The 12,250-nt window shown below is 73.9% G+C and carries 11 protein-coding genes; 5 read left to right on the top strand and 6 right to left on the bottom strand.

The window, feature by feature from the left end; translation table 11 throughout:
• Positions 1-15: 15 nt before the first annotated feature.
• Complete coding sequence (locus SYYSPA8_RS10145) at positions 16-1,308, top strand: styrene monooxygenase/indole monooxygenase family protein (protein WP_323446693.1); 1,293 nt, start codon at positions 16-18, stop codon at positions 1,306-1,308.
• Here the strand turns inward: SYYSPA8_RS10145 and SYYSPA8_RS10150 are convergent.
• The gene (locus SYYSPA8_RS10150; RefSeq protein ID WP_407705972.1) at positions 1,260-2,522 is read right to left on the bottom strand and encodes a C40 family peptidase; all 1,263 of its coding nucleotides are present in this window, start codon (positions 2,520-2,522) and stop codon (positions 1,260-1,262) included. The two genes, SYYSPA8_RS10145 and SYYSPA8_RS10150, sit on opposite strands and share 49 nt — an antisense overlap.
• Positions 2,523-2,686: 164 nt before the next feature.
• The gene (locus tag SYYSPA8_RS10155; protein WP_323446695.1) at positions 2,687-2,977 is read right to left on the bottom strand and encodes a hypothetical protein; all 291 of its coding nucleotides are present in this window, start codon (positions 2,975-2,977) and stop codon (positions 2,687-2,689) included.
• An 877-nt stretch (positions 2,978-3,854) separates the two neighbouring features.
• Here SYYSPA8_RS10155 and SYYSPA8_RS10160 point away from each other — a divergent pair.
• Positions 3,855-4,385, top strand: a complete 531-nt coding sequence (locus tag SYYSPA8_RS10160; RefSeq protein WP_323446696.1) for a DinB family protein — start codon at positions 3,855-3,857, stop codon at positions 4,383-4,385.
• On the opposite strand, the gene SYYSPA8_RS10165 is transcribed toward SYYSPA8_RS10160, so the two are convergent.
• Together SYYSPA8_RS10165 and SYYSPA8_RS10170 are read right to left on the bottom strand one after the other, a co-directional pair.
• Positions 4,372-5,124 (bottom strand): TetR/AcrR family transcriptional regulator, encoded by a 753-nt coding sequence (locus SYYSPA8_RS10165; RefSeq protein WP_323446697.1) that lies wholly within the window; start codon positions 5,122-5,124, stop codon positions 4,372-4,374. The genes SYYSPA8_RS10160 and SYYSPA8_RS10165 overlap by 14 nt on opposite strands.
• A 107-nt stretch (positions 5,125-5,231) precedes the next feature.
• The gene (locus SYYSPA8_RS10170) at positions 5,232-6,167 is read right to left on the bottom strand and encodes an AurF N-oxygenase family protein (protein WP_323446698.1); all 936 of its coding nucleotides are present in this window, start codon (positions 6,165-6,167) and stop codon (positions 5,232-5,234) included.
• Positions 6,168-6,381: 214 nt separating this feature from the next.
• Here SYYSPA8_RS10170 and SYYSPA8_RS10175 point away from each other — a divergent pair, with 214 nt between their 5' ends.
• From SYYSPA8_RS10175 to SYYSPA8_RS10185, 3 genes are all read left to right on the top strand, one after another.
• A complete protein-coding gene (locus SYYSPA8_RS10175) occupies positions 6,382-7,533 on the top strand; it encodes a ferritin-like domain-containing protein (protein WP_323446699.1) in 1,152 nt (383 codons plus the stop codon).
• A gap of 152 nt (positions 7,534-7,685) precedes the next feature.
• Positions 7,686-8,582, top strand: coding sequence for an ADP-ribosylglycohydrolase family protein (locus SYYSPA8_RS10180; RefSeq protein WP_323446700.1), 897 nt, complete (start codon positions 7,686-7,688; stop codon positions 8,580-8,582).
• 95 nt (positions 8,583-8,677) lie between these two features.
• Positions 8,678-9,301, top strand: coding sequence for a Uma2 family endonuclease (locus tag SYYSPA8_RS10185; protein WP_323446701.1), 624 nt, complete (start codon positions 8,678-8,680; stop codon positions 9,299-9,301).
• On the opposite strand, the gene SYYSPA8_RS10190 is transcribed toward SYYSPA8_RS10185, so the two are convergent.
• Positions 9,264-10,802, bottom strand: a complete 1,539-nt coding sequence (locus SYYSPA8_RS10190) for a penicillin-binding transpeptidase domain-containing protein (RefSeq protein ID WP_323446702.1) — start codon at positions 10,800-10,802, stop codon at positions 9,264-9,266. The genes SYYSPA8_RS10185 and SYYSPA8_RS10190 overlap by 38 nt on opposite strands.
• Positions 10,799-12,172, bottom strand: coding sequence for an FtsW/RodA/SpoVE family cell cycle protein (locus tag SYYSPA8_RS10195; RefSeq protein ID WP_323446703.1), 1,374 nt, complete (start codon positions 12,170-12,172; stop codon positions 10,799-10,801). The genes SYYSPA8_RS10190 and SYYSPA8_RS10195 overlap by 4 nt, the downstream gene beginning before the upstream one ends.
• Positions 12,173-12,250 lie beyond the last annotated feature (78 nt).

Raw genomic sequence — 12,250 nt, forward strand, 5'->3', positions numbered from 1 at the left:
GAAGAGACCCCCCGGATGCGGAAGATACTCATCGTCGGAGCCGGTCAGTCCGGCCTCCAGCTCGCGCTCGGCCTCCAGTCGCAGGGCTACGACATCACCCTGATGTCCAACCGCACGGCCGACGAGATCCGTCATGGCCGGGTCATGTCGACCCAGTGCATGTTCCACACCGCGCTCCAGCACGAGCGCGACCTCGGCATCAACTTCTGGGAGAACCAGGCCCCCCGGATCGAAGGACTCGGCGTCTCCGTCGCCGGACCGGGATCCGAGCGCCTGATCGACTGGGTCGGCAGACTGGACGGCTACGCCCAGTCCATCGACCAGCGGGTCAAGATGGCCGGCTGGATGGAGACCTTCGCCCAGCGCGGCGGCCAGCTCGTGATCCACGGTGCCGCCGTCGGCGACCTGGACTACTTCGCCCGGACCTACGACCTGGTCCTGGTCTCGGCGGGCAAGGGCGAGCTGGTCTCCATGTTCGCGCGGGACGCCGCCCGATCCCCCTACGACACGCCGCAGCGCGCGCTGGCCGTCGCCTATGTGCACGGTCTGGGCCCGCGCCCGGAGCACCCCGAGTTCGACGCGGTCCGCTGCAACCTCGTGCCCGGAGTCGGCGAACTCTTCGTGATGCCGACCTGGACCACCTCGGGCCGCGCGGACATCCTCTTCTGGGAGGGCATCCCCGGCGGACCCCTCGATGTCTTCCAGGGGGTGCGCGACCCCCAGGAGCATCTGCGGCTCACGCTGGAACTGCTGGAACGTTTCCTCCCCTGGGAGCACGCCCGTACCACCGGGGTGGAACTGACCGACGCGGGCGGCACCCTGGCCGGACGGTACGCGCCCACCGTGCGCAACCCCGTCGGCCGGCTCCCCAGCGGCGGCCTCGTCCTCGGCGTCGCCGACGTCGTCGTCGCCAACGACCCCATCACCGGCCAGGGCTCCAACTCCGCCGCCAAATGCGCCGCCTCCTACCTCGCGTCCATCGTGGAGCACGGCGACCGGCCCTTCGACGAGACATGGATGCGGTCCGCGTTCGACCGCTACTGGCAGACGGCGCAGCACGTCACCAAGTGGACCAACGCCATGCTGGCGCCGCCGCCGGAGCACGTCCTGAACCTGCTCGGCGCCGCCGGGCAGCTCCAGCCCGTCGCCGACCGCTTCGCCAACGGGTTCAACGACCCCGGGGACTTCGAGAACTTCTTCTACGACCCCGCCCTCGCCGACACCTACCTCGCCGAGACCGGCGCGGCGGCCGCCGCCGCTCAGGACACCGCCGAGGACGCGTCGGAGGCCGTACCCGCCGCCTCCTGAGCGAGCGGCACCGCACCGCCGGACCAGCCCGTGTCGGGACCCGCCGTCGCCCCCTCGGGGAGCGGCGGCGGGAGATACGCGCCCGGCGGCAGCGGCGGACCGTACGGATCCGGGCGCACCGCGCCCAGCGGCGGATTCGCGGCGACGGGGGAGACCTTGACGGCCGTCCCCGGGCGCGGGGCGTGCACCACCCGGCCACCGCCCAGATAGATCCCCACATGGGTCGCGCCCCCGAAATACACCACCAGATCCCCCGGGCGCAGCGAACGCAGCGGCACCCGGGGCAGCCGGGCCCACTGCTCCTGACTGGTCCGCGGGATCCGCACCCCCGCCGCCGCCCAGGCCCGCTGCGTCAGCCCCGAACAGTCGAACGACCCCGGGCCCTCCGCACCCCACAGATACGGCTTGCCGATCTGCGCGACCGCGTACCGCAGCGCCAGCGCGCCCGCCCGGGTCGGCGGATGGTCCCGCGTCAGCGTCCCCGCCGGCAGGACCGTGTCCCGGACACCGGGCGCGGACACCCCGGCGATCTGGTCCGGGGTCAGCGACGCCAGCAACTCCTCGACGGCCCGCAGCCGCACGGCGGCGGTGTCCCGGGCCCGCTTCTGCCGCGCCGCCAGCGTCCGCTCCCGCTCCAGCGCCCTGCGCGCCGACCGGGACAGGACCTCGGCCCTGCGGGCCGTCCCCTCCAGCCGGTGCAACGTGGCCCGGCGGTGCGCCGCCGCCCGCTCGATCAGATACTGCTCGTCCACCGCCCGCCCCGGGTCACGCGCGAGCAGCAGCCGCAGCAGCGCCGAAAGACCCGACAGCTCCGCATGCCCCTGGTACTGCTCCCGCGCCAGGTGCCCCGCCGCGACCCGGCTCGCCCCCAGCGCCTCCCGGGCCCGGGTCAGCTGCCGCCCCAGCCGGGCGGTACGGGCCCGCTGCGCCCGCAGCCGGCGGGCGGCACCCTCGTACTCCGAACCGGCGTCCTCCGCCTGGTGGTACAGGATCCGCAGCCGCGTCAGCGCGTCGGGGAGCGTCGCCGGTGCCTCCGGGAGCACGGGCAGCACGGCCGCGTCCGGCGGGGGCACCGGGGCGGCCGGCGCACGGGTATGCGCCGCCGGGGCGAGCCGGGGCCGCGCCTCGCCCGGCGGCCCGGTGAGCGCCAGCGCCGTCACCGCGGCCAGCGCCGCCGTCCCCGCCGTATGCCGTCGTGTCCTCCCGGCTGACACCACCACACCACCTCCGACCGGGCGCGGGGGTCCGCCGGTGCGGAGCCGCCCCCACCGGGTATGTGGACACCGGGGCGCCCCGGTCCACCGGAAAGGGGCGGATCGGCCCAGCGGCTTCACCCCCGGCGACGGCCCCTCGCCTCTTCACGGCGTGTCGGCTCGACTCACCGCGCCCCCGCCCGCCCGGTCCCGCCCGGCTTCGACCACGGCCACCTCAGCTCGCGCCGCTCCCGTCCGCCGGGGACGAGGACGTACTTCCAGCCCAGCTGGAGCCCGAGCCGCCGGGTGTGGCCCCGGGGCTCGCGGCGGTAGGCGTACACGGTGGGCGGGGAGCCGTCGTCGTGCGGTACGGGCACCTCGTACCACTTCGGCGGATGTCCGGTCGGGCCGACGAGGACGGGCAGGGCCTGGCCGTCGAGGGGGCCGCCGACGAAGGGGGTGTTCTCACGTCTCACCGTGCCAGTCTCCCGCAGACCGACGCGGGGGTACCGGTGGCCCGCGCGTGTACGGGGTGGGCCTTGCGCTGCCCGGCCGCGTCGGTACGTGTGCGGGGCGCTCGTCCGGGGCCGGCCCTGTCTGCCCGTGTCGGTACGGGGTCCCGCACCCTTCTTCCCCCCCGCCTGGGGTACCGGCTGCCCTTCGCGTGGTCCGTGGGTGGGGGTGCAGGGTCGCCCCCGCAGGGGATCGGCGGAGCCTGCCCCGCACTGAACCCGGTGAGTACGCTCGCCGACCCCGAGGAGGTGAGCCCGGAGGCCCCGCCAACCCGCACCACCACCCGGACCGGGCCGACCCGCACAAAAATCAGCCCCGCCGGCGATTGAGGCGCGGGGGCTCGGGGGCTGGATTTTGCCGGGTGATCGACGGCGAGGCGGGTTTGTGCGGCCTGTCCCGGGTGCGGGTGTGGTGCGGGTTGGCGGGGCCTCCGGGCTCACCTCCTCGGGGTCGGCGGACCGAAGGCCCACGGTCCACGCACGCCGGACTTCCCGCCGATCCCCTGCGGGGGCGACCCTGCACCCCCCACCCACGAAGCCAGCCAAGGCGACCGGTACCCCGAGCCGGGGGAAAAAGGGGTGCGGGACCCCGTACCGACACGGGCCGGACAGCCGGGGCCCCGGACGAGCGCACCCCGCCCGCATCGACGCGGGCCCCGCAGCGCGAGGCCGACCTCGTGCTACGCGACCGGCACCGTGGCCGTCCGCGACAGCAAGCGTCCGGGCGGCCCGGAACGGCGGGGCCCGGTCGCGACATCCACGGTGAGGCAAGGACTCCGTGCACCGTGCGGGCGGGCGGCCGAGGCGGTCGAGTGTCAGTGGGGCCTGGCAGGGTGGACGCATGGTCAAACTTCCCGATGGTCGTCCCTTTCCGCCCCCGCGCTGCGCCGATGAGCGCGCCATGCTCGAAACCTGGCTGGAGTTCCACCGCGAGACCCTGGCGATGAAGTGCGCCGGGCTCACCGAGGAGCAGTTGCGGCGCACCCCGGTGGAGCCCTCGCCGATGAGTCTGCTGGGGCTGGTCCAGCATATGGAGGCGGTCGAGGCGGAGTGGTTCCAGCGGACCTTCGCCGGGCGGGACGAGCCGTTCCGGTATCCGCGGGACAACGGGTTCACGGTGGCCCCGGAGCGGACCGCCGAGGAGACCCTGGCCGGGTGGCGTCAGGAGGTGGAGCGCAGCCGGGCGGTCGTCGCGGCGGCCGGGTCCCTCGATGACAGCGGGACCTTCCTGGAGCCGGAGGCCGCCGAGGTGCTGGGCGACAGCGAGGTCTCGTTGCGGTGGATCCTGATCCACATGATCGAGGAGTACGCGCGGCACAACGGGCACGCGGATCTGCTGCGTGAGCGGGTGGACGGCGTCACGGGGACCTGAGGCCGGTGGGCCGGCCCTGTCCGGCCGCGCGGCGGGCCGTCGGCAGGATTCCGCGGGCCAGTCGGCCCACGGGCCCTTCCGTGTGTTCGAGTTCCAGCAGGCCGCGGACCGCCGCCGCCGTCTCCGGGTCGGTGGTCGCGGCGGCGGCCAGCGCGGCGATCAGCTGGTCGAGGAGCCAGTCGCGCAGTTCGGGTGCGGTGGGCCGCTTCTCCTCGTCCAGCCAGATCAGGGAGGCCGCCTCCACGGCGGCGATCCAGGTGCGGACGAGCATCCGCAGCCGGGGGCCGGGCCGGTCGCCGCCGAGGTGGAGCAGGAGTTGTTCGGCGGCGACCCGCCGGACCTCGTCCACGATGGACGTGGTCCGTGAGGTCGAGGCGGTGCTGCCGCCCCGCAGCAGTGCGCTGAATCCGGCGTCGTGTTCGTCGACGAAGACGAGGTAGCGGTCGAGCATCCGGGAGATCCGCCCGGTCGGGGGGCCCGTCCGGGGTTCGGTGAAGCAGAGTTCCAGCTCGTCGGCGGCGGAGCGCAGCGCCGTCTCGTACAACTGCTGTTTGCCGCCGGGGAAGTAGCGGTAGACCAGCGGCCGGGAGACGCCCGCGGCTTCCGCCACGTCGTCCAGGGAGACGTCCTCGGGGGGCCGGTGCGCGAACAGTCTCAGGGCCGCCGCGAGGAGTTGGCTGCGACGGTCCTCGACGCTCATCCGCCGGTAGGCGGGAGCGGCGGGAAGCGGGGCGGTCATGGTTCGCAGGGTAGCCGCCGGGGCCGGAAAGGGGACGTGCGGGGCGGGGAGGTTTCCCCGTACGGGAGGTCCGTTCCGGGCGTGTGTACGGGCCGGTGGCGGGGTGCTCAGGCGAGCAGGCCGGATGCGCGCCAGAGCCGGCGGCCCGGTCCCCGCAGCACCCCGATGTCGTCCAGGAAGTCGGTCAGCCGCTTGGCGCCCGCCTGCATGACCTCCCGCCGGTGGCCGCTGGCCCGTACCTCCGCGAGGGCGACCCGGCGGTCGAGCCCGACGTTCTCGTACACCGCCGGGTTGATGAAGCAGACGGAGAAGACCCGGGCGGCTTCGCCGCTGCTGAGGCGGGTCAGTTCGCGTTCCCAGCGGGGCGCGGTCACCATCTGGCGGCGCAGCTCCTCCCGGGCGTACCGGACGTGCCGGGCCTCTTCCACGACGTGGATGCGGGTGATGGAGCGGATCAGCGGCTGGACCCGTTCGTCGGGGAAGGTCAGGCGCTGCATCCAGTCGAGGATCTCCTCGCCGAGGAGGGTCGCGGCGAAGGTGCCGGGGGCGGTGGAGACGCTCTTCAGCACCCGGCCGAGCTGGTGGTGGAGGCGGGGGACGGGGTACGCGGGGGTGCCGCCCTTGACGATCATGCGGGCGAACATGGTCGAGTGCCGGCACTCGTCGGCGATCTCGGTCAACGCGTACCGCATGTGTGTGCTGGTCACGGGCTTGTCGTAGATGTGCCGGACGAGCATCTGCATCAGGATCAGCTCGAACCAGATGCCGAGGGACGCGAGCGAGGCGGCCTCGTGCCGGGCCAGGTCCATCCGCTGTTCCCCGGACATCCGCCGCCACAGCGGGGTGTCGTAGAGGGAGACCAGCTCCGGGGGCCAGAACCAGGTGCCGTCGGTGAGGGGCGCGTCCCAGTCGATGTCCCGGTCCGGGTCGAAGGAGTGCCGGGCGGAGGCGTCCAGGAGCCGCTGGGCGACCTGTTCGCGGTCCCGGAGCGGGCCGAGTGCGTCGTGGAGCCGGGTGAGGTCGGGTTCGGACGCGATCGTCATGGCGAAGGGCACCTCGTGAACGTCTGGGCGGTGTGCCGCGTGGTCCCCCATGGGGCGCGGGCGCGTTCGGGGCACCCTTATCAGACTCTGTGTCAGCAGACGCGTCAACACCCCCGGCGCGACTTGTTGACTACCCGTCTACCAAGTGTGAGCCTGCCCCTGAGTGCCCAAGTCACCCTGGACGTACGGGATATGAGGCGAAGGAGTCGATCCGGTGTCGACCTACGATCACTACACGAACCCGCCCCCCTCCCCCCACTGGCAGGTGCCCGCCACCGGCGCGGCCCGCTTCAGCTGGGAGTACGACGGAGGCCGCGACCGGCTCCTGGCCCTCTACCAGAAGGGCAAGGACAAGCAGTGGGACGGCGCCAAGCGCATCGACTGGGAGCTGGAGGTCGACCCCTACGACCCCCTCGGCACCCCGGACGAGGCCCTCGCCCTGTACGGCACCTCCTACTGGGCGAAGATGACGCAGGGGCAGCGCGCCGACTTCCGGCGGCACGCGGCGTCCTGGCAGTTCAGCCAGTTCCTCCACGGGGAGCAGGGCGCGATGGTGTGCGCCGCGCGGATCGTGGAGTCCGCCCCCGACCTCGACGCGAAGTTCTACTCGGCCACCCAGACCATGGACGAGGCCCGGCACGCGGAGATCTACGCCCGGTTCCTCCAGGAGAAGATGGGGCTGCTCTACCCGGTCAACGACAACCTCCAGGGACTGCTGGGCGACACGCTCCGCGACTCCCGCTGGGACATGCCCTACCTCGGCATGCAGGTGCTCATCGAAGGGCTCGCACTCGCCGCGTTCGGCCTGATACGCGACCTCACCGACAAGCCGCTCCCCAAGCAGATCCTCGCCTATGTGATGCAGGACGAGGCCCGCCATGTCGCCTTCGGGCGGATGGCGCTGCGGGACTACTACAAGGAGCTGAGCGACGCGGAGCTGCGCGAGCGCGAGGAGTTCGTGATCGAGGGCTGCTATCTGATGCGCGACCGGATCAAGGGCGTGGAGGTGCTGGAGAACTTCGGCGTGCCGCGCAAGGAGGCGGAGGAGCTGTCGGAGCGCTCCGAATACCTCCAGATCTTCCGGAAGCTGCTGTTCAGCCGGATCGTGCCCTGTGTGAAGGACATCGGGCTGTGGGGCGAGCGGTTGCAGCGGGCCTATCTCGACATGGGCGTCTTCGAGCTGGGGGACGCCAGCCTCGATCTGCTGATGACCCAGGACGAGGAGGTCGCCGAACAGCTCGACCGGGAGCGGTTCGCGGCGGAGGAGGCGGCCCGGGTGGCGGAGGTGGCGGACGCGGTCCGGCTGGGCGCCGAGGAGCCCGGCGCGGCCGATCCGGACGGGGCGGGGCCGGTGGCGGCGGCCTGAGGCGGGAGGGCCGGGGGACCGGTGCGCTCCTACCGGGAAACGCTGGTCGCGGGTATCCGACCGAAGATCGTCCTGCGGAAGGACGGAAAAGGCCCTGCTCCCGGACGGCTGTGGATATACGCCGCCACCCGCGTTCCCGGACGATGGTCGTCATGACCACCACCATGAACCGGGCCGCCCGCAGCGCCGCCCGCCGCAGTCTTCAGGGGCTCGCCCTCGGGGACGCCTTCGGACGGCGCTGGTTCCCCCTCTTCCGCGAGCGGGAGCGGGCCCGGGAGGAGATCAGGGCCCGCCGCACCCCGCAGGAGGCCGACTGGCAGTGGACCGACGACACCGCGATGGCGCTGGCGATCCATCAGATCCTGGAGCGGTACGGGGAGGTGGAGCAGGACCGGCTGGCGCAGGCCTTCGCCCGGGTCTACGACGCCGACCGGGCGCGCGGCTACGGCCACGGGATGCGGATGCTGCTGCCCCGGCTGCTGGCGGACCCCGCCGGCTGGCCGTCGCTGGCACCGGAGCTGTTCGACGGCGGCAGCTTCGGCAACGGGGCGTCGATGCGGGTGGCCCCGCTCGGCGCCTGGTTCTCCGCCGACCTCGCGACGGTGGTCCGGCAGGCGGAGCTGTCCGCGCGGGTGACCCACGCCCACCCCGAGGGTGTCGCGGGCGCGATAGCGGTCGCCGTGGCCGCCGCCCTCTCGGTCCGGGGCGGGCTCACCCCGGCCGCCGTCGCCGACCGCACTCCGCCGGGTCTCGTCCACGACGGCCTGCGGCGCGCCGCGGAACTCCCCCTCGCCACGGAGCCCGGCCACGCCGCCGACGTCCTCGGCAGCGGTCAGCGGGTCCGCGCCGACGACACCGTCCCCTTCGCCGTCTGGACCGCCACCCGGCACGCCGGCGACCTCGAAGCGGCTCTCTGGGCCACCGCCGAGGGCCTCGGCGACGTCGACACCACCTGCGCCATCACCGGTGGCATCGTCGCGGCGGCCACGGGCGTCGACGCCGTCCCGGACGCCTGGCTCAGCCGCCAGGAGCCGCTGCCGGGCGGGTGAGCGCCGTCGGCCGGCCCCGGGTGCCGCTCACCCGTTTGAGGGGCTGAGCGGCATTCCACCGGGGGACGCCGATCCGGTCGGCCAGACTCCCGCGTATGAGAACGATCACGGATGCCGCACAGGAGGACGCCTGGGACGAGGGGTACGTGTGGCCGCGTCCGCCCGCCGACGGCTGGCGGGCCGACGACCTCGACGGGCTTGCGGGTCTCCCTCCGCGCACGGAGCTGATCGACGGGAGCCTCGTCCGCACCGGTCCGCAGACCCTCTTCCACACACGCACCATCCACTACCTGATGAGGTTGCTGATGGAGCAGGCGCCCGAGGAGTGGGAGGCGGTCAGCCGGATGACGGTCACCCTGGACGAGCGCAACCGCCTGGAACCCGATGTGTCCGTCGTCGCGGTCGCCGCCTTCACGGGGCCCCGGCAGACCGGGTTCGCGCCGGCGGACGTGCTGCTCGCGGTCGAGGTCGTGTCGGACGACTCCGCCGCGCGCGACCGGGGGATCAAGCCCCTGAAGTACGCCCGCGCGGGCATTCCCCACTTCTGGCGGGTGGAGAGTGACGGGGAGCTGCCGGTCGTCCACGCCTTCGCACTCGACCCGGGCACGTATGCCTACGGACCTGCCGTCAGCCACCGCCGGCGGCTGACGGTCGACCGGCCGTTCCCCCTCGACATCGACCTCACCGCCGTCCACCCGCGCCGGCGCCCGGCCTCCTGACGTCCCGTTTCCGCAGCAGGTCCCGCTCCCGCAGCAGGTCCTGTTCCCGCAGCGCCGCCGCCATCACCGCGCGGGCGACCGGGGCCGCGTTCCCGCCGCCGCTGATGTGACCCCGTACCGCGTCCGCGTCCTCCACGACCACGGCGACCGCCACGGCGGGCCGCGCCGAGCCGTGGGCCCGTGCGAACGAGATGAACCACGCGTACGGGACGCCCGAGTTGCCGAGGCCGTGCTGCGCCGTGCCGGTCTTGCCGCCGACGGTCGCGTGCGGGAGGGCCGCCGCCGACCCCGTGCCCCGCTCGACCACGCCGACCATCAGGCCGGCCAGCAGGCGCGCCGTCAACGGGCTCATCACCCGCCGGGGCGGCCGCTGCCTCGGATGGGAGACCGCCCGGGTGCCGCCGTGCGCGGTGACCCGGTCCACCAGGTACGGCGGCCGCAGCTCGCCCCCGTTGGCCACCGCCGCCGCCACCAGCGCCATCTGGAGCGGGGTCGCGGTCGTGTTGAACTGCCCGATCGACGACAGCGCCAGCTGGTCCGCCGACATCCGGGTGTCGAAGTTCGACGGCACCACCGGGGACGGGATCCGCAGCCCCGGGTCGTTGAAGCCGAACCGGGCCACCGCGTCCCGCATCCCCGCGAGCCCCACCCGGGTCCCCAGATGCGCGAGGACCGTGTTGCAGGACCACTGGATCGCGTACGCGAGCGACGCGCCGCCGCAGCCCTCCGCCGCGTCCGGCAGCCGGGTGCGGGTGCCCGGCAGCGGATACGGCGACGGCGTGCCGGTCGGCGCGTCCACGTCCGTCACCACGCCCGCGTCGAGCGCCGCGGCGGCGGTCACGATCTTGAAGGCGGAGCCGGGCGGGTAGGTCTGCCGGATCGCCCGGTTGAGCATCGGCTGCGTGGGCTGCGAGGTCAGCCGGTCCCAGGCGGCCCGTACCGAAGGGCCCGTTCCGGACAGCTGGCCGGGATCGTATGACGGGCTGCTGACCAGGGTCAGGATCCGGCCGGTGGCCGGTTCCACCGCCACCACGGCGCCCCGTTTCCCGCCGAGGCCCGTGTATGCCGCCCGCTGCATCGCCGGCTCGACGGTGGTGCTCACGTCCGCGCCCGTCGGACGGCCCCGGCTCAGCTCGTGCCAGAGCGGCAGCGACGCCAGCGCGGGATCGGTGCCCGACAGCACCGCGTCGGCGGCGTCCTCGACCATGGTGGTGCCGTACGTCTGCGACGAGAAGCCGGTCACCGGCGCGTACAACGGACCCTCCGGGTACACGCGTTCCCAGCGCAGCTGCTGCCCGGTGTCCCGGGACGCGGTCAGCCGGCGCCCGCCCGCCAGGATCTCCCCGCGCGGCTCGGCGTAGCGGGCGATGGCGCCGCGCCGGTTGGCCGGATGCCCGTCCAGCTTCCCCGCGTCGACCAGCTGCACCCGGGCCGCGTGCACCGGGAGCGCCGCCAGCAGCAGCAGACAGAGTGCCCCCGACCGCCGGACGCAGGGGATCACCGGCCGTCCTCCGGCCGGTGCGGGGCGGGGCCGTGGCCGGTCCGGCGGGCCGAGTCGCCCAGCCGGATCAGCAGGGCCACGATGACCCAGTTGGTGACGACGGACGAGCCGCCCTGCGCCAGGAACGGCATCGCCATCCCGGTCAGCGGGATCAGCCCGGTGACCCCGCCGGTGATGACGAACACCTGGAGCGCGACGATCGAGGCGAGGCCCACCGCGAGCAGCCGCCCGAACGGGTCCCGCAGCCGCAGCGCGTACCCGTACCCCCGGGCCACCAGCAGCGCGTACAGCAGCAGCACGGCGGTGAGGCCCGCGAGCCCCAGTTCCTCGCCCGCCGTCGCGAGCACGAAGTCCGACTTCGCGGCGAAGCCGATCAGCGCCGAGTGGCCGAGGCCGAGTCCGCTGCCCAGCACCCCGCCCGCGCCGAAGGCGAACAGCGACTGCGCCAGCTGGCCCGCGCCCTCGCCGGCGTCGGCGGTGGCGAAGGGGTGCAGCCAGTCCGTCACCCGGCCGTGCACATGCGGCTCCAGCGTGCCCACGGCGACCGCGCCCGCCGCCGCGAGCAGCAGGCCCACCGCGATCCAGCCGGTGCTGCCGGTCGCCACGTACAGCATGATCACGAAGAGGCCGAAGAAGAGCAGCGACGTGCCGAGGTCCCGTTCGAGGACCAGGACGCCGACGCTGAGCAGCCAGATCGTCACGACCGGGGCCAGCACCCGGCCCGCGGGCAGCCGCAGCCGCCGCAGCCGGCGGCCGGTGGCGGCGAGGGTGTGGTGGTTGGCCGCCAGATAGGCCGCGAAGAAGACCGCCAGCAGGATCTTCGCGAACTCGCCCGGCTGGATGGAGAACCCGCCGGCCCGGATCCAGATCCGGGCGCCGTTCACGGCGGGGAAGAAGATCGGTACGGTCATCAGCGCCAGGGCGGCGGCGACCGAGAGGTACGCGTACCGCTGGAGCACCCGGTGATCGCGGACCGCCGTCACCACGACGATGAACAGGGCGACGCCCAGCGTCGACCACACCAGCTGCGCGGGGGCGGCGGCCTCGCCCGGGGTCTCCAGGTCCAGCCGGTGGATCAGCACCAGGCCGAGGCCGTTGAGGAGGACCGCGATGGGCAGCGGCAGCGGGTCGGCGCAGGGGGCGCACAGCCGGACGGCGACATGGGCGAGGAGCGCGAGGGCGCCGAGGCCCGCCCCGTACCGCAGGGCGTCGTGGGGCACGGCGTGGGCGCGGGTCACGCCGACGATCGTGTAGCCGAGGACGGAGATCAGGACGGCCCCGACGAGGAGCGCCAGTTCGACCCCGCGCCGGCCCGCCGGACGCGCGGCGGCGGACGGCGGCGCCTGTGCCGCCCTCGCCGTTGCGCTCATGCCCGGCAACGTACCAACTTCGGGATGCTATGTCCCTTATATGGGTCCCTTGTATGGCTTGTGCTGGCCCTGGGGTCG

It is taken from the genome of Streptomyces yaizuensis (assembly GCF_034961445.1).
In the GTDB taxonomy this organism is placed as follows: domain Bacteria; phylum Actinomycetota; class Actinomycetes; order Streptomycetales; family Streptomycetaceae; genus Streptomyces; species Streptomyces yaizuensis.

Coding starts and splice junctions, on each gene's coding strand:
- SYYSPA8_RS10185 (WP_323446701.1), top strand. CDS start 8,678: ATGAGAACGATCACGGATGCCGCACAGGAGGACGCCTGGGACGAGGGG.
- SYYSPA8_RS10160 (WP_323446696.1), top strand. CDS start 3,855: ATGGTCAAACTTCCCGATGGTCGTCCCTTTCCGCCCCCGCGCTGCGCC.
- SYYSPA8_RS10145 (WP_323446693.1), top strand. CDS start 16: ATGCGGAAGATACTCATCGTCGGAGCCGGTCAGTCCGGCCTCCAGCTC.
- SYYSPA8_RS10165 (WP_323446697.1), bottom strand. CDS start 5,124: ATGACCGCCCCGCTTCCCGCCGCTCCCGCCTACCGGCGGATGAGCGTC.
- SYYSPA8_RS10170 (WP_323446698.1), bottom strand. CDS start 6,167: ATGACGATCGCGTCCGAACCCGACCTCACCCGGCTCCACGACGCACTC.
- SYYSPA8_RS10180 (WP_323446700.1), top strand. CDS start 7,686: ATGACCACCACCATGAACCGGGCCGCCCGCAGCGCCGCCCGCCGCAGT.
- SYYSPA8_RS10195 (WP_323446703.1), bottom strand. CDS start 12,172: ATGAGCGCAACGGCGAGGGCGGCACAGGCGCCGCCGTCCGCCGCCGCG.